Annotated in this window: 12 protein-coding genes; 6 read left to right on the top strand and 6 right to left on the bottom strand. The window is 70.3% G+C overall.

The features are described from left to right. Window positions 1-155 precede the first annotated feature (155 nt). On the top strand, window positions 156-587 hold the full coding sequence (locus tag STRVI_RS07470) for a nitroreductase/quinone reductase family protein (RefSeq protein WP_014055022.1): 432 nt from the start codon (window positions 156-158) through the stop codon (window positions 585-587). Between the two features lie 163 nt (window positions 588-750). Further along, complete coding sequence (locus tag STRVI_RS07475) at window positions 751-2,304, top strand: phosphate ABC transporter substrate-binding protein (protein ID WP_014055023.1); 1,554 nt, start codon at window positions 751-753, stop codon at window positions 2,302-2,304. A gap of 85 nt (window positions 2,305-2,389) precedes the next feature. On the opposite strand, the gene STRVI_RS07480 is transcribed toward STRVI_RS07475, so the two are convergent. From STRVI_RS07480 to STRVI_RS07490, 3 genes are all read right to left on the bottom strand, one after another. Beyond that, window positions 2,390-4,099 (bottom strand): M4 family metallopeptidase, encoded by a 1,710-nt coding sequence (locus STRVI_RS07480; RefSeq protein WP_014055024.1) that lies wholly within the window; start codon window positions 4,097-4,099, stop codon window positions 2,390-2,392. A 146-nt stretch (window positions 4,100-4,245) separates the two neighbouring features. Continuing rightward, window positions 4,246-5,877 carry a M4 family metallopeptidase gene (locus tag STRVI_RS07485; protein ID WP_043238161.1) on the bottom strand — a complete coding sequence of 544 codons (1,632 nt, stop codon included), beginning with the start codon at window positions 5,875-5,877 and terminating at the stop codon, window positions 4,246-4,248. 336 nt (window positions 5,878-6,213) lie between these two features. Next, window positions 6,214-8,442 carry a M4 family metallopeptidase gene (locus STRVI_RS07490; protein WP_043235528.1) on the bottom strand — a complete coding sequence of 743 codons (2,229 nt, stop codon included), beginning with the start codon at window positions 8,440-8,442 and terminating at the stop codon, window positions 6,214-6,216. Between the two features lie 479 nt (window positions 8,443-8,921). On the opposite strand from STRVI_RS07490, the gene STRVI_RS07495 reads away from it, so the two are divergent. Then, on the top strand, window positions 8,922-9,446 hold the full coding sequence (locus STRVI_RS07495) for a DinB family protein (RefSeq protein WP_043238163.1): 525 nt from the start codon (window positions 8,922-8,924) through the stop codon (window positions 9,444-9,446). Between the two features lie 17 nt (window positions 9,447-9,463). On the opposite strand, the gene pepE is transcribed toward STRVI_RS07495, so the two are convergent. Then, a complete protein-coding gene (gene pepE / locus STRVI_RS07500) occupies window positions 9,464-10,201 on the bottom strand; it encodes a dipeptidase PepE (RefSeq protein ID WP_014055028.1) in 738 nt (245 codons plus the stop codon). Between the two features lie 130 nt (window positions 10,202-10,331). After that, window positions 10,332-11,135 carry an IclR family transcriptional regulator gene (locus STRVI_RS07505; protein WP_014055029.1) on the bottom strand — a complete coding sequence of 268 codons (804 nt, stop codon included), beginning with the start codon at window positions 11,133-11,135 and terminating at the stop codon, window positions 10,332-10,334. A 360-nt stretch (window positions 11,136-11,495) separates the two neighbouring features. On the opposite strand from STRVI_RS07505, the gene STRVI_RS07510 reads away from it, so the two are divergent. From STRVI_RS07510 to STRVI_RS07520, 3 genes are all read left to right on the top strand, one after another. Next, a complete protein-coding gene (locus tag STRVI_RS07510) occupies window positions 11,496-12,458 on the top strand; it encodes a DUF1177 domain-containing protein (protein ID WP_014055030.1) in 963 nt (320 codons plus the stop codon). Window positions 12,459-12,519: 61 nt separating this feature from the next. Then, on the top strand, window positions 12,520-14,223 hold the full coding sequence (locus STRVI_RS07515) for a membrane protein (RefSeq protein ID WP_014055031.1): 1,704 nt from the start codon (window positions 12,520-12,522) through the stop codon (window positions 14,221-14,223). Window positions 14,224-14,248: 25 nt separating this feature from the next. After that, window positions 14,249-15,028 (top strand): AroM family protein, encoded by a 780-nt coding sequence (locus STRVI_RS07520; RefSeq protein WP_251982571.1) that lies wholly within the window; start codon window positions 14,249-14,251, stop codon window positions 15,026-15,028. Window positions 15,029-15,603: 575 nt separating this feature from the next. Here STRVI_RS07520 and STRVI_RS07525 read toward each other — a convergent pair. After that, on the bottom strand, window positions 15,604-16,542 hold the full coding sequence (locus STRVI_RS07525; protein ID WP_014055033.1) for an alpha/beta fold hydrolase: 939 nt from the start codon (window positions 16,540-16,542) through the stop codon (window positions 15,604-15,606). Window positions 16,543-16,697 lie beyond the last annotated feature (155 nt).

Below are 16,697 nucleotides of genomic sequence, written 5' to 3' on the forward strand. Positions count from 1 at the left end.
TTCCCGTTCCGCCGCCCGCAGAGCATGACCCGCGCCCGGAGCGCATGACCCACCCGTCCGGTGGCCGGACCGCCGCCCGGTCACCGGACGTCCCGGTCACCGGACGATCCCGGCCGCCGGACGATCCCGGCCGCCGGACGATTCAGGAGACGACGATGCAGGATGCGATCTGCCAGGCGCTGGCCCTCACCCGTGCCTCCACCGCACGGGCACGGACCGCCGACATCACCACCACCGGCCGCCGCACCGGCAGGCCCCGCCGCATCGAGATCTGGTTCTACCGCGTCGGCGAGACCAACTACCTCAGCGGTCTGCCCGGAAAGCGAAGCTGGTACGCGAACCTGCAAGCCCACCCCGCCTTCACTTTCCACCTCAAGAACGGCATCCGCGCCGACCTTCCGGCCACCGCCCGGCCCGTCACCGATCCCGCCGAACGCCGACGCGTCCTCCGTGACATCGTCGACGACCTCAACCAGCCCCACAATCCCGCGCGTATCGTCCAGCCGACCCAGCTCGAGGACTGGGTGAACGGAAGCCCCCTGGTCGGAATCGTCTTCGGCCACCAGGTCGCGCCGGACGGCGCCTGACGCCCGCCACCCCGACGCCATCACCGACGCCATCAGCGACGTCCTGGTGGGGTGGTTGAACACGGGAGGAACATCGCATGAGAGGTGGGCCACATCGGCCCCGTAAGCGTTCTTGGAGCGTACATTCGCCCCCCTGAAGCCATGGCATGCACGGGGGGAAATCGTGAAGTGGCTGGAACAGTTGACGGCGCCCGAGAATCTGCTGGCGCTTCTCGGTGTGATCGTCACGCTCGGGGGGCTCTCGTACGAGCGGCTGATCCCCGGGCGGAAGCGTATCGGCTATCGCGTGCAGATGGACACGTTGATAGACGACAGCACTCAGGACGGGCCGGTTCATCAGCGGCTGCGGATGCTGGAGAATACCCCGGATCTGGCTGGTGCCTCACTCGTCCTGCTGCGGATCGAGAACGACGGATTCCGCAGCCTTGACACCGACGACTACATCACCGCACCGGCGACGAACCACCGCGGGCTCACCGCGACCTTTCCCAATCGGATCGTGCGGGACGTGGCGGTCACCGAGCCCAGCCATCCGGATCTGCTGCGCCACCTTCCGCAGCACGGGACGCCTGAGAACCCGGGGCTGGTCTGTGAGGGCAATGAGATCTCCCTGCCCCGAGTGCCGCTGAACAAGGGGGATCACTTCAAGCTGTTGGTGCTGCTGACGGGCGCCGGGACGGACAAGCCGCCGCATGTGGGCGGGCGGATCAAGGAAGGCAGGATCCGTAACAACGAGAAGTTCCGGCGGCCCAGCAACCGGGTGCTCGGGCTCATCGGCAGTCTGCTGGCACTGCTGATCCTCCAGCCCTTCGGCACGCAGTTGTTGCGGGACGATCCGCTGCCGCGCGGATGTGCCGAGGGAAACCTGACGATCGTCGGCTCGACCGCGTTCAAGCCGGTCACGCAGGATGTGGGCGCGGCGTATCAGGGCGACTGCCGTGGTGCGCAGGTCACCGTGGAGGCGCAGGGCAGCGGGCGCGGTACGAAGACGCTGATCGATGCCGGGGAGGCGGCGAAGGACGGGTTCCCGGCGTATCTGGCCTTCTCCGATGGCCCGGACGGAGACGGGAACCCCCAGTTCAAGGAGCATCTGGTGGCGCTGTCCGTCTTCAGCGTGGTGGTGAACAAGGACGTCCGGGTAACCGATCTCTCCCTCGAGGATCTCCGCGGGCTCTACTCCGGCCGGATCACCAACTGGAATCAGCTACACGGCGGGCCCGATCTGCCGGTGCGACTGGTGAGCCGGGACGCGAAATCCGGAACGCGCGGGGTCTTCGAGAACCGGGTGCTGGGCGGCAACGAGATCTCCCGGACGTCGGACAACTGCCGGACCCCGAAATTCGCCAGGGACCATGTCATCCGCTGTGAACTCGACAGCACGGGTGAGGTGTTGAAGACGGTGGCGCGCACACCCGGCGCGATCGGATACGCCGAGCTGCATTCCGCCGAGGAGAGCGCCCGCAAGGGGGCACTCCACCTGGTGTCCCTGGAGGGACGCAAGCCCTCCGTCGACGCGGTGCGGGAGCGGACGTACTCCTTCTGGGAGCCGGAGTACGCCTACACCTTCACCGTGCCGCCCCCGAACTCCCTGACCTCGAAATTCCTCGACTATCTGGCGGGCGACACGGGGCGGAACCTCGTCGAGAAGCACGGTCATCTGCCCTGCTCCGCGGCGGAGAACCAGCGGGCGTGTCAGCTCGCGGTCGGCGGGCGGTAGGGGCGGCCAAACGGTCGGCCGGGCGGTGCCACCGGTCGGCCGGGCGGGCACGGAGCCGCCCGCCCGCCCGGCCGACCGGAGAGGCTTACTTCACGTTCACGCCACCCCAGGCGTTGTCGACCGCCTTGTACTCGGCGCTGCTCGCGCCGTACAGGGCCTTCGCGGCCTTGAGGGTCGCGGTGCGGGCCTTGGCGTAGTTGGTGGTCGAGGTCATGTACGAGGACAGGGCCTTGTACCAGATCTTCTCGGCCTTGGCGCGGCCGATGCCCTTGACGGTGCGGCCGTCCTTGGTCGGGCTGTCGTAGGTCACCCCGCCGATGACCTTACGGCCGCTGCCCTCGGCCAGCAGGTAGAAGAAGTGGTTGGCGATACCGGAGGTGAAGTGCGGGTCGTCGTTGCCCACACCGCTCTTCCAGTAGTCGTAGGACAGACCGTCCTTGCTGGGCTTGTCCATGTAGCGCAGCGGCGTGCCGTCGCCGTTGATGTCGATCTTCTCGCCGATGAGGTAGTCACCGGGGTCCTTGGCGTTCTTGGCGTAGAACTCCACGGCGGTACCGAAGATGTCGGAGGTGGCCTCGTTGAGCCCGCCGGATTCGCCGCTGTACTCCAGGTTGGCGGTGGCCGAGGTGAGCCCGTGGCTCATCTCGTGGCCCGCGACGTCGAGCGCGGTGAGGGGCTTCTTGTTGCCCGCGCCGTCGCCGTAGGTCATGCAGAAGCAGTCGTCGTCCCAGAAGGCGTTCTCGTACGCGTCGCCGTAGTGGACGCGGGAGTACGCGGCCTTGCCGTTGCCCTTGATGCCGTTACGGCCGAGGACCTTCTTGTAGTAGTCCCAGGTCATGGCGGCGCCGTAGTGGACGTCCACGGCGGCGGTCTGCGCGATGGTGGGCTTGCCGTTGCCCCAGACGTTGTCGGCGTCGTAGAACGCCGACCCCTTCTTGGTTTCTTCCCACGCGTGCTTGAGGTTGTACGTCATATGGCCGCCGCGCGCGGCGTCCTTCAGCAGCCACTGGCTGCCGCTCCGGACGCTGCCGACGGTGACCTTGCCGTTGTGCTGACCGGTGCCGGTGCCGTTCTCGACGGCCTGGAACTCGTACAGCTTCTTGCCGGTGTCGGCGTCTGTGATGACGTGCAGCTTGCTGGGCGTCCTGTCCTTCTGGACCCCGGTGACGACCGTCTCGTAGGCGAGCGTCGGCTTGCCGGTGGCGGCCCAGATCACCTTGCGCGGGGCGGCCTTGGCGCCGGTCTCCTTGTCGCCCGCGGCCTGCGCGGCGCTCAGGGCGGACCGCTCGGCGCCGGAGGGGGCGACGGCGGCGCTGGTGTCGGCGACCTTGATGTCGGCGCCGGTCGCCTTGTCGACACCCTGGGAGGCGCCGCTCGCGGACTGATGGGCGATCAGATCGCCGCCGAGGACGGGAAGTCCGGCGTAGGTGCGCTCGTAGCGGGTGTGGGTGGTGCCGTCGGCGTCCTTGATGACGTCCTTGACGACCAGCTTCTCCTTGGCCCCGAGCCCCAGCGACTTCGCGGCGGAAACCGCGGTCGCCCCCGCCTCGCGCAGCAGCTCGGCGCGGACGGAGGGGGAGAGCGAGACGGTGGAGGCGTCGGCTCGGGAGGCCGAAGAGGTAGCGGGGGTCGAAGAGGCCGAAGAGGCCGAAGGTGCGGCCGCGTTCGCGGAGCCGGCGGTGGCGCCGGCGGCGAGCAGGGAGGCGGCCAGGGTCGCCGCTCCGGCGGCGAGGGCGGTACGCGAACGTCTGAGACGTGATATGCCGGATATCGCTGACGTCGAACGTGAATCCACGCGTATCTCCAGTTGTGATGGGGAGTTGGGCGAAGGTTCCGCCCAACGCGACAAAGATGCCGCTTTGCCGTGGATAAAACATACCGGTGCCCGGGGCCTGAGGCCCCGGGCACCGGCAGTGTGTCGTGCGTCCGACTGGACTTTCGTTACTTGACGTTGACTCCGGCCCAGGCGGCGTCCACGCCCTTGTACTCGGCGCTGTCGGCGCCGAAGAGGTCCGTGGCGGCCTTCAGCGTGGCCTCACGGGCGGCGTGGTAGTCGGTGTTGGAGGTCATGTACGTGGTCAGGGCCTTGTACCAGACCTTCTCGGCCTTGTCCCGCCCGATGCCCTCGACCTTGGAGCCGTCGGAGGTGGGGCTGTCGTACTTCACACCGTTGATCTCCTTCGCGCCGCTGCCCTCGGACAGCAGGTAGAAGAAGTGGTTGGCGACACCGGAGGAGTAGTGCACATCCGTGTCGCCCACGCCGTCGGACCACGCGTCCGCGGACTGCCCGTCCTTGCTGGGCTTGTCCATGTAGCGCAGCGGCGTGCCGTCGCCGTTGATGTCGATCGCCTCGCCGATGAGGTAGTCACCGACGTCGGTGGTGTTCTTGGTGCTGAACTCCACGGCGGTGCCGAAGATGTCGGAGGTGGCCTCGTTGAGGCCGCCCGACTCGCCGCTGTACTCCAGGCCTGCGGTCTTGGAGGTGACGCCGTGGCTCATCTCGTGGCCCGCCACGTCGAGCGCGGTCAACGGGGCCTTGTTGCCCTGGCCGTCGCCGTAGGTCATGCAGAAGCAGCTGTCGTCCCAGAAGGCGTTGACGTAGCTGTCGCCGTAGTGCACGCGGGAGTACGCGGCCTTGCCGTCGCCCCCGATGCCCTCGCGGCCGTGCACGTTCTTGTAGTAGTCCCAGGTGGCGGCGGCGCCGTAGTGGGCGTCGACGGCGGCGGTCTGGGGGTCGTCCGGCTTGCCGGTGCCCCAGTTGTCGTCGTCGTCGGTGAACGCCTTGCCCTCGCCGTCCTCCTTGTTCTCCAGGTTGGTGGTCTTGTGGCCGCCGCGGTCGGCGTCGGTCAGGGTGAAACCGCTGCCTTCCTTGCTGGTGCCGAGCTCGACCGAGCCGCTGTACTCGCTCTCGCCCTTGCCGGTCTCGATGCCCTGGTACTCGTAGAGCTTCTTGCCGGTGGCGGCGTCGGTGATGACGTGGAGCTGGTTCGGGGTGCCGTCCTTCTGCACCCCGCCGACGACGGTCTCGTAGGCCAGCACGGGCTTGCCGGTGGCGGCCCAGATCACCTTGCGCGGGGCCTGGTCGGCCGCCGCCTTGGTGGTGTCGTCGGCCTTGGCCAGCTTCACGGCGGCCTTGGCCGCGGTGGTCGGGGCGATCCCGGCCGTGGTGGAGGCGACCTTGACGGTGGCCTTGGTGGCCTTGGTGACGCTCTTGACGTCACCGCCCTTGGCCTGGTGGACGATCAGGTCGCCGCCCAGGACGGGCAGACCGTCGTAGGTGCGGTCGTAACGGGTGTGGGTGGTGCCGTCGGCGTCCTTGACGACGTCCTTGACGACCAGCTTCTCCTTGGCGCCGAGGCCGAGCGACGAGGCGGTGTCCGCCTTGGTCGCGTTGGCCTCGCGGAGCAGCTCGGCGCGGGCCGAGGCGGTGAGCACCGTGGCCTGGCCGCCGGACTTGGCCGGGGCGGCACCCGCGGTGCCGGTGGTCATTCCCGAGGCGAGCAGGGCCGCCGCGGCGACCACGGTACCGGCCGCGATCACCGAACGCCGCTTTCCGGCACCGGATATGGGCATGCTGAAGGTCTTGCGCACGCGATCTCCTCGTTGCTGTGGGGGGTCAGCGCCGGACTGCGGGGAAGTGCGGCCCGGTGCTGAACAAGAGGTACTGATGCGTAATGCGTTGGGCAGACTGTCATACAAGTCCAAGACGTGTCACGGGTTTCATGACAGGTCGAAGGGAAAATGTTCGTTGAATGCTGATCAACCTTCGAATTCCGGACAGCTCGGCGTAACAGTCAGCGGCTAGGGGAGCGCTGGGCCAGGACCAGGGTCAGGGCATGAAGAGGCGCCGCCAGGGGGAGTCGGGTCGACCCCTGGCGGCGCCTGTCCTGAGTGAGCCTCACGGCTCCGTCAGAAGGTCAGCTTCCAACTGTTGATGTAGCCGGTGTCCTGCGCGTACATGTCCTGGACCCGCAGCTTCCAGGTGCCGACCGCGGTCTTGGAGGACGCGTCCACGGTGTACGTGGTCCGCACGTCGTCCGCCGAGTCGAAGAGGCTCGCGCTCTTGAGCGGGTAGGCCGTACCGTCCGGGGCGATCAGGTCGATCACCAGGTCGCCGCGGTAGCTGTGCACGATGTCCACGCTCACCTGGAGGTTGCTCGGCGCGTTCCCGGCCCGGCTCACCGCGATCGGCGAGGTGATCGGCTCACCCGCGTCCGGGATGGCGATGTCCGCGGTGTTCTCGAAGACATTGCCGCCACTGGTGTTCACGGTCCAGGCGAAGGACGCCGTGCCGGTCTTGCCGGCCGAGTCGGTCACCGTGACCGTCACCTGGCTCGACCCGACGGTGGTCGGGGCTCCGGAGATCAGGCCGGTCGAGGAGTTGATCGACAGGCCCGCGGGCAGCCCGTCGGCCGCGTAGCCGAGCGCGCCCGGGTTGGAGCTGGTCGCGGCGATCTGCAGGCTGGTGGCCTGGTTGACGATGCTGGTCTGGGCGCCGGGCGGGGTGACGGTGACCCCGTCGGCGATCCGGGTGCCGACGTTGACCCCGGCCCAGGCGTTCGCCACCGCGTTGTACTGCGCGCTGCCCTGGCCGAAGAGCTCGCCCGCCGCCCACAGCGTGGCGTCACGGGCGCCCGCGTAGTTGGTGTTGGAGGTCATCCGCTGGCTCAGCGCCTTGAACCAGATCTTCTCCGCGTTGCCCCGTCCGATGCCGGTGACCGGGAGGTTGTCGTAGGTCGGGCTGTCGTAGCTGACGCCGTTGATGACCTTGGCGCCGCTGCCCTCGGAGAGCAGGTAGAAGAAGTGGTTGGCGATGCCGGACGAGTAGTGGACGTCCACATTGCCGACACCGGAGTACCAACTGTCCTTGGAGGCCCCGTCCTTGCTGGGCTTGTCCATGTAGCGCAGCGGGGTGCCGTTGCCATTGATGTCGATCTTCTCGCCGATAAGGTAGTCCCCGGGGTCGCTCGCGTTGTTCGCGTAGAACTCGACCGCGGCGGCGAAGATGTCGGAGGTGCCCTCGTTGAGCCCGCCGGACTCACCGCTGTAGGTGAGGTTGGCGGTGGCCGCGGTGACCCCGTGGCTCATCTCGTGGGCGGCGACATCGATGGAGGTCAGCGGCTTGGCATTGCCCGAGCCGTCGCCGTAGGTCATGCAGAAGCAGGCGTCCTGCCAGAAGGCGTTGACATAGCCGCTGCTGTAGTGGACCCGGGAGTACGCCCCGACGCCGTCGCCCCTGATGCCCTCGCGGCCGTGGATGTTTTTGTAGTAGTCCCAGGTCTCGGCGGCGCCGTAGTGCGCGTCCACACCGGCGGTCGCGGCGTCGGAGGTGGTGCCGCTGCCCCAGACGTCGTCGGCGTCGGTGAAGAGCGTGCCGGTGCCCGAGGTGCCGCGGTTGAGGTCGTACGTCTTGTGGTTGCCGCGGCCGGAGTCGGTGAGGTTGTACGAGCCCGCGCTGCCCGAGGTGCCGAGGGCCACCTGGCCGCTGTACTGGCTGTTCCCGGTGCCCTTCTTGACACCCTGGAACTCGAACAGCTTCGCGCCGGTGGCCGCGTCGGTGATGACGTGCAGCTCGTTCGGGGCGCCGTCCTCCTGGAGGCCGCCGACGACCGTCTCAAAGGCGAGGGCCGGGGTGCCCTTCGCGGCCCAGATCACCTTGCGGGGCGCCCGCTCGGCCTCGGTCTTCCGCGAACCCTGCGCGTTCGCCGCCTTCACGGCGGCCTTCTCGGCGGTGGCGGGCGCGACGGCGGCGGTGGTGGTCGGCACCGTCAGCCGGGCCTTGGTCGCCTTGGCGACGGTCAACTGCGCACCGCTCTTCGCCCGGTCGACGACCAGATCGCCGCCGAGGACGGGGAGCCCCGCGTAGGTGCGCTCGTAACGGGTGTGGGTGGTGCCGTCGGCGTCCTTCATGACGTCCTTGACGACCAGCTTCTCCTTGGCGCCGAGCCCGAGGCCCCTGGCGGCCTCGCCCTTGGCGGCGTCGGCCTTCCGGATCAGCTCGGCGCGCTGGGCGGGGGAGAGCTTGGCGGGGAGGGCGCCGGGGTCGGGGGCGCCGGATATCGTGCGGGCGGCGGGGCGGTCCGCGGCGCCGTCCTGGCGGGCGGCGGCGGTGCCGCTCTGGAAGCCGACGCCGATCATCGCCGCCGCGACGACCAGCGCACCGGCCGCGACGGCTCGATGACCTGGGGTGCGACCGGATCTGCGGGCGCTGGGTCTGAGGTGCCGTTGGGGGAGGGATCTCACGCTGACTCCTTCTGCGCTGGCCGCACGGTGGCACGGCCGGGACGACCGGGCGGCTGGGTCGCCGTCCGGGCAGGGCAGGGCAGAGCGGGTTACCGTCCCCTGGCGTTCCCGGGTGCGCCCTGCCGCAGACGAACGACGGGGCGCGGCCGCGGTGCGACCGGGGGTGTGAGGGTATGGCCTTGGGCCTGCACACCGTGGGAGTGCGGGCGTCTCGGCCGAGGGAAGAGTGGCATCACTGGACTTGACCTGTCAGGATCGCGACAAGAACTTGTCCGGAAAGCGTCCGTTGACAGCTATGCCGTGTTCGCATGACGGTGATTTACGGTCAAATTCGGCAATGCCCGATGTCGGTGGCGTTCCGTAGCATCGCCCCCATGTCCGACCTCGTGAATCCGATCGACGAGCCTCCGCATTCGCTGACCGAGCCTCACCACATGCTCGGTGCCTATCTCGACTACTTCCGCTCCGTCGTGCCCAACAAGCTCGACGGCCTCTCGGAGCACGAGCTGCGCACCAGCCGACTGCCGTCCGGGTGGACCCCGTTGGAGCTGCTCCACCATCTGACCCATGTCGAACGGCGCTGGCTGCGCTGGGGATTCCTGGGCGAGGCCGTGGACGAGCCCTGGGGCGACCGCGGCCCCGACGACCGATGGCGGGTCCCCGAGGGCATGACGTCCGGCGAGGTGCGGGCGCGGTACGAGGAGCAGTGCGCCTGGTCGCGGGCGACCGTGGCGGGCGTACCGCTGGAGCGGCGGGCGGCCATCGGTGGGCGGTTCGCCACCGAGGCCGAGGCCCCGACGCTCGGCTGGATCCTCTTCCACCTGCTCCAGGAGTACGCCCGCCACGCCGGACAGCTCGATGTCGTACGGGAGTTGGCCGACGGCTCGGTCGGTGAGTAAGGCGCCCGGCCCCGCGGTCAGGACGAGTGCGCGGCGGAGTCGAAGCGCGACTCCTCCCGCAGCAGCGCGCTCAGATCGGCGCCGGGGCGCAGCTCCGCCGGGTCCTCGCCCCTGCGGAAGAGGATCGCCCCGGCGTCGATGCCGCCCAGTGTCAGCCGGTCCGCGTCCCGGCGCAGCCAGGTGCCCTCGCGCAGCCCGACCACGGGGACGTCGTTCTCCTCCAGGAACTGCTCGAGCCGCAGGGCCCGGCTCTCGCCCATATGGGCGGTGTCCGGATCGGCGTCGAGGTAGTGCGGGTTGATCTGGAACGGCAGCAGCCCCAGCGCCTCGAAAGTGGGCGGCTGGACGATGGGCATGTCGTTGGAGGTGCGCAGGGTCGGGCAGGCCATGTTGGTGCCCGCGCTGGAGCCCATGTAGACCGCGCCCGCGGCCACCCGTTCCCGTATCGCCCGGACCAGATCGTGCTCGTGCAACGCCTTGAGCAGCCGGAAGCTGTTGCCACCGCCGACGAACACCGCCTGCGCCCCGCGCACCAGCTCGGCCGGGTCGTCGGCGGTGTGCGCACCGGTGACCTCCACGCCCAGCGGCTCCAGGGCCGTGGCCACCTTGGCGGTGTAGCCGTCGTGGTCGGCCAGCGCGTACGGCACGAAGACGAGCCGGCGCGCGCCGTCCAGCACCGAGGCGATCTCCTCGCGTGCGTGGTCCAGATAGCCGCGACCGGGCGCGGCGGAGTTCGACAGCAGCAGCAACTGCATGAGGGGGCCTTTCTGGCGGAACGGTGGAACGGTGGAACGGAGGACTAGGCCGGTGAGGGGGAATGGGGGGGATTTGGGTGAATTGTCGGGGTGGGTGGTACGCCACGCGGATTGGCGCCGCTCAGCGCCGCTAGCGACGCGGGGCGCGCCGCGGCCGGGTCGGCGTCAGCAGCCTGCCCAGATCGGCGGCGCCCTGCAGCAGCGGCGCGATCAGTTGCTCCCGGCGGGGGCGCAGCACCTCGGGGGCGGCGGCCAGAGTCAGGGTGCCCACCGGACGTCTGCCCACCAGAACCGGCGCCGCGAGCGCCGCGCTGTCCGGATCGTACTCGCCCTCGGAGTAGGCGTAGCCGTCGCGCCGCACCTCGGAGAAGCGCTCCTCGAGCCGCACCGGATCGGTCGGTGTGTGCTCGCTGAAGCGCGCCATCGGGCGGCCGTACAGCAGCACGGCCCGGTCACCGGGCGGGAGCATACCGAAGTAGGCGCGGGAGGTGGCGCCGGCGTGCGCCGGGTACAGCTCGCCCGCCAGCACGTAGTAGCGCAGCGGGCCGGTGGCCCCGTCCACCGCCGCGACGCAGCGCATGTGCACCCCGTCCGGGACCGCGAACAGCGTGTTCACCCCGACCGTCTCGGCCAGCGCCTCCAGGATCGGCCGGGCCAGGCTGGCCATGCCGCCGCCCCGCTCCCACACCCAGGACAGATGCCACACCGCCGGGCCCAGCCGATAGCGGCGTGAGCGCTTGTCGGAGACCAGGAAGCCCCTGTAGGCCAGCGCGGCCAGCAGCCGCTGGGCCACCGACTTGTCCAGCCCGAACTCCTCGGCGATCTCGGTAACGCCCCACTCCGGGCGCTCGCGGTCGAAGGCGAGCAGCACGTTCAGCACGCGGTCCGCGGTCTGGAGGGGCGGGGCGCCGGTTACGGGCTTCTGTTCAGGCATGACGAAAGAGTAAACATTCTCGGATATCGAGAAAATATTGCGCACAGCGCGACGCCGGGCGGACCCTGGCGGAGCCGACGGCCGGGCGGATCCCCGGCCAGGCCGGTGCCCGGTGGCAGTGCCCGCCCCGCGCGCCGCTTCCCCCGCTCGTCCGGTCGGGCCATCGGCGTCACCGATCGCCTCACCGAGGCATGACCGATCGCCTCACCGAGGCATGACCGATCGCCTCACCGACGCCATCGCCGACGGCCTTACCGATCGCATCCGCCGATCACATCGCCGACGGCGTCCCTGACCGCCTTACCGACCGCATCTCCCACCACATCACCAACCGCATCACCCCGCCGTGAGAGGCCAGCCGTGCTCAAACACGTCCTTGACATCATCGAACTCCTCGACCGTCCGCAGACCAGCGGCGCCCTCCTCGCCGACCATCTGCGCGCGGTGCAGGCCGCGGCCGGAGCCGACCCGCAGACGGCGCCCGAGGTCGAGGTACGCACCGTCGAGGGCGACAAGGGCAGCACGGACTTCGTCTCCGTCACCGTCCCCGGCCGCCGCGGCAAGCTGGGCGGCGGCGACGCCCCGACCCTGGGCATCCTCGGCCGGCTCGGCGGAGTCGGGGCCCGCCCGGAGCGGATCGGACTGGTCTCGGACGCCGACGGGGCGGTGGCGGCGCTGTCCGCCGCGGCCAAGCTGCTGGACATGCACGCCCGCGGCGACGTCCTGGACGGCGATGTCACGCTCTCCACCCACGTCTCCGGCTGGGCCCCCACCCAGCCGCACGACCCCGTGCCCTTCATGGACTCCCCGGTGGACACGCTGGTGTGCAACCGCGAGGAGATCTCGCCCGCGATGGACGCGGTCGTCTCCATCGACACCACCAAGGGCAACCGGCTGCTCAACCACCGCGGCGTCGCCCTGTCGCCGACCGTCTGCCAGGGCTGGATCCTGCGGGTCAGCGAGGACCTGGTGGCCGTCCTGGAGAGCGTGACCGGCGAGTCGGCGCGCATCCTGCCGATCACCACGCAGGACATCACCCCGTACGGCAACGGAGTGCACCACCTCAACTCCATCCTCCAGCCCGCCGTCGCCACCACCGCCCCCGTCGTCGGCCTCGCGATCACGGCGACCTCTGCGGTGGCCGGATGCGCCACCGGCGCCAGCCACGAGACAGACATCGCGGTCGCGGCCCGGTTCGCGGTCGAGACCGCGAAGGAGTTCGGACGCGGCGTCGCCCGCTTCCTGGACCCCGAGGAGTTCGCGCGCCTGGTCGAGCTGTACGGACCCATGACCCACCTCCAGGCCCTCACCCCGGCGGGGTGACCGACCCGTCCCCAGCGGACGGGTGACCGACCCGTCCCCACCGGACCCCGCAGGAGTCCCCATGAACCCGAACCCCCAGGCCGGTGCCGACGCCGCGGCCGCGGACGCCCCACCGCGGTCGCACCCCAGAGCCTTCGAGCCGGTCACCCTCGTCCTCACCATCGTGCTGTCGGTCCTCGGCGCCCTGATCGGCATCGTGCTGATCACCTCGCTCGGGGTGTCGCCCAACACGGCCGTGATCGGCGCCCTGGTGGCGATGCTCATCGGCCGTATTCCGGTCGGCGTGCTGACCCGGATGCGCTCCAAGCACCGGCAGAACCTGGTGCAGTCGGCGATCTCCGGCTCCACCTTCGCCGCGGCCAACTCGCTGCTCACCCCGATCGCGGTGCCGTTCGCCCTGGGCCGTAACGACCTGGTGTGGCCCATGCTCGGCGGGGCCGTCATCGGCTTGGCCGTCGACAGTTGGGTGCTGTACCGGGTGTTCGACTCCAAGCTGCTGCCCGCCACCGGCTCCTGGCCGGCCGGGATCGCGGCGGCCGAGACGATCAAGGCCGGGGACACCGGCGGGCGCAAGGCCGCGATCCTGGGCGCGGGCGCGGTGATCGGCTTCGTCGGCGCGCTGTTCAAGCTGCCGACCAGCGCCGCGGGTGTGGGGTTCCTGGGCAACATCTGGGCGCTCGCCATGTTCGGCGTCGGGCTGACCGTGGGGCAGTACGCCCCCGAGTTCGGGTTCGACCTGGGCGCCCGCCATGTGCCGCACGGGCTGATGATCGGCGCGGGGCTCGTCGCCCTGACCCAGGCGCTGCTGCTGATGCGGACGCGGAAGGGCGGGGCCGGTGCGAAGGGGGCCCTCGACGGTCCTGCTGTGGAGGGTCCGGCCGCCGACGGTCCTGATGTCGACGGCGGTCTTACGGTCCAGGCCCCCCAGCTTCGCAGGGGACTGCTGGAGGGCATGGGCCTCTTCGTCTGCGGCGCGATCGTGGTCGCCATCGCGGGCGGTGTGGTCGGGAAGCTCGCCCTGCCCGCCCTGGTCGGGTGGGTGCTGCTGGCCGGTGTCGCCGCCATCGTCCACCAGCTCATCGTGGGGCTGGCGGCGATGCACTCCGGCTGGTTCCCGGCCTTCGCCGTCACGCTGATCTTCTTGATCATCGGTCTGGTGCTGCACATTCCGACCGTGCCGCTCGCCCTGCTGGTCGGCTACACGGCCTCCACCGGCCCCGCCTTCGCCGACCTCGGCTACGACTTCAAGGCGGGCTGGCTGCTGCGCCGCGACGCAGCGCCCTGGCGACCCTTCGAGATCGAGGGGCGGCGCCAGCAGTACCTCGCCCAGCTCGTCGGTTTCGGTGTCGCGCTGGTCGTCGTCGCCGTCGCCTGGAAGACCTTCTTCTCCGACGGCAAGGTGCCGCCGGTCGCCGAGGTCTACGTCACCACCATCAAGACCGGCCTCGAACCCGGCACCATGACCACCATGCTGCTGTGGGCGATCCCCGGCGCGCTCGTCCAACTCCTCGGCGGACCCTCCCGGCAGATGGGCGTCCTGCTGGCCACCGGACTTCTGGTGGCCACCCCCCAGGCCGGATGGATGGTCCTCGGCGCCTTGGTCGTCCGTCAGCTCTACACCCTGTGGCGGCGGCGCGGGATCACCGACGCGGAGGCGCGCAAGGAGTCCGACGAGCAGGCCGAGAACGACCTGTCGCTGGTCGGCGCCGGGCTCGTCGCCGGAAGCTCGCTCAACGACGTAGGCCAGCTCACCAAGGCCCTGTGAGGCAGGTTCTGTGAGGGAAGGCCCCGTGAGAAAGGACGTGCACGCTGTGGACACCACGGAGACCACGGAGACCACGGAGACCGAACACCCGGCGGGCGCCCCGGCCCTCGGCCTCGTCACCATCGGCCAGGCCCCGCGCGCCGACCTCCGCCCGGACGCCGAACCGCTGCTGCCCGGGGTGCGCCTGGTCGAGCACGGCGCGCTCGACGCCGAACGGTTCGACGGCGACGCCGAGGCGGCGACCCGCCGGCTGCTGGCCCCCGAGGTCGGCGAGGCACCGCTGGTCTCCCGGCTGCGCGACGGCCGTTCGGTACTGCTCGGGCACGGGGCGATCGTCCCGCGCATCACGGACGCGGTCGCCCGCGCGGAGCGGGACGGTGCCGCCGCGACCCTGCTGCTGTGCACCGGCCGCTTCCCGGCGGGGCGGGCCCGGCGGCCCCTGCTGTTCGCCGAACCGCTGGTGCAGCAGGCCGTCGCCGCGACCGTGGGCACCGACCCCGTGGGCATCGTCTGCCCGCACCCCGACCAGGCCGAGGACGTCTCGCAGCGCTGGGCGGAGCTGCTGCCCGGCCGGGTCCAGGCCGCGACCGCCGATCCGTACGGCCCCGCCGAGCTTGTCCTGGAAGACATCGCCGCCGCCGCGCGCACCCTCGCCGACCGCGGCAGCTCCTGGCTCGTCCTGGACTGCATCGGCTACACGGAACAGATGCGCACCGCCGCCCTGCGGGCCGCGGGCCGCCCCGTGCTGCTGGCCCGCGCCATCGCCGTCCGCATGGCGGCAGAGGTGGTGGCGGCCTCGGCGTGACGATGGCGCGGCGCCGCGGCGCCCCCGGCACCCCGCGGCGTCTCCGCGCATCTGCCCGCACCCTGCCGCCCCGTAACGCCTCCGGGCACCTGCGGCCCCGTGGACCCGGTGCTCGCCGCCGGACTCCTGGCCTCCTACGCGTACGGCGACTGAGCACCCGTAAGTTCTGCTCATGATCAGCCAACGCCGGCAGTGCTCATCACGCTCGGATTCCGGCGTTTCCGCAGGAACCAGTGCCAACGAAATCGCGAAACCTACACCGCCGGGCCCGGCCCGGCGAAGCCCGGCCCGGCGAGGGATCCCTTACGGGCGCTCGGCCGCCGGGTGAATGCCTTACGGCCGCTCGGTCGGCGCGCGGAGCCCTTACGGCCCGATCGGCCACCGCGCGGAGCCCTTACGGCTGCTCAGTTGGCGCGCTGATCTCATCCGGCCGCTCGGTCGCCACGCGCGGGTCTCCTCAGCGGTCACTGCGAGTGCGTGCTGCCGGCAACACATCCGCAGAGGACCTGGCCAGAGGTGCGCTCGTGACTTCGCGCGGACTGGGGCGGTGCGCAGTCGGACAGGTTTGACCGGGCTCAGTCGCCGTCGAGGATGAAATCGGCTACAGCGGCAGCGACGGCTTGGGGCTGCTCATCGGGGATGAAGTGTCCGGCGTCGGGCACGACGACTCCGGTGGCGTCGTCGGCCCATGGGCTGATGGAGGCCGCCATGTCCGGGATGGAGCCGTGGCTGCTGGAGATTCCGAGGATGGGCACAGTCAGGTGCTGCCGCTTGAGCGCCTCGTGGTTCTTGCGCGCCGACTCGGCGGCGTCCCGGTAGTAGGCGAGGGAAGCGCGGAGGCCACCGTCGGCGGCGACGGCCGCTGCGTAGTGGTCGAGCTCGGCGTCCTCGAATGTGTCGGGAGAGAGGGCCTTCACTTTCAGGAACCAGCCGACGTAGTCCCGTTCGCGGCCGGCTAGCAGCGTCTCGGGCAGGTCGGGCACAAGGTGGAACGCGAAATGCCAGGTTTTCCACGCCCGATCCGGGTCGGTGGGAATCGCTTCGGGGAGGGTGATGCCGGGAATTCCGGCGTCGAGCAGAGCGACCCCGCGCAGTTGGCTCTCGAATTGGAGTGCGAGGGAGAAAGCGACCCAGGCGCCGATGTCGTGGGCGACCAGCCAGTAAGTCGACACTCCGAGAGCCTTCACGGCGGCGTGGACGTGCGCGGCGACCGTGTGCGTGTCGTAGCTGCGCTCCAAACGCTCGGAGTGGCCCTGACCCGGCAGGTCGATCGCGATGACGTGGAACCGGCCGGCGAGGCTGGGCATAACCTTTCGCCATGCCCACCAGGTTTGCGGGAATCCGGCGAGCAGGACAATGGCCGGGCCGGCCGGCCGGCCGCCTTCGACGGCATGAAGGCGGACGCCGTCGGCGTCAACCCAGCAGTGGGTGAATCCCGCCAGGTCGTGCAGGGGCAGATCGGGGACAGGGTTACTTTCGCGGACGTGCCGAGCGCTGGTCGCAGGGTCAGTCACGGGGATCCTCCGTCGGTGTCAGGTGTCCTGGTTCGGAGCTTCGCCCGAGGGTTGGGCCCACGAGCGCAGTGCAGATGCCGGGAGCGGCCGGCGTGCTGCCGACGTCCGGGGCCCGACGGTCTGATCGGTGAGGCCCAGTAGCAGGACAGGGGCGA

This window comes from Streptomyces violaceusniger Tu 4113 (genome assembly GCF_000147815.2).
GTDB classification, from domain to species: Bacteria; Actinomycetota; Actinomycetes; order Streptomycetales; family Streptomycetaceae; genus Streptomyces; species Streptomyces violaceusniger_A.

Excerpts from the sequence above, each read along its gene's own strand:
- STRVI_RS07470 (WP_014055022.1), top strand. The coding sequence starts at position 156 with ATGCAGGATGCGATCTGCCAGGCGCTGGCCCTCACCCGTGCCTCCACC.
- STRVI_RS07485 (WP_043238161.1), bottom strand. The coding sequence starts at position 5,877 with ATGCCCATATCCGGTGCCGGAAAGCGGCGTTCGGTGATCGCGGCCGGT.
- STRVI_RS07490 (WP_043235528.1), bottom strand. The coding sequence starts at position 8,442 with ATGATCGGCGTCGGCTTCCAGAGCGGCACCGCCGCCGCCCGCCAGGAC.
- STRVI_RS07495 (WP_043238163.1), top strand. The coding sequence starts at position 8,922 with ATGTCCGACCTCGTGAATCCGATCGACGAGCCTCCGCATTCGCTGACC.
- pepE (WP_014055028.1), bottom strand. The coding sequence starts at position 10,201 with ATGCAGTTGCTGCTGCTGTCGAACTCCGCCGCGCCCGGTCGCGGCTAT.
- STRVI_RS07505 (WP_014055029.1), bottom strand. The coding sequence starts at position 11,135 with ATGCCTGAACAGAAGCCCGTAACCGGCGCCCCGCCCCTCCAGACCGCG.
- STRVI_RS07515 (WP_014055031.1), top strand. The coding sequence starts at position 12,520 with ATGAACCCGAACCCCCAGGCCGGTGCCGACGCCGCGGCCGCGGACGCC.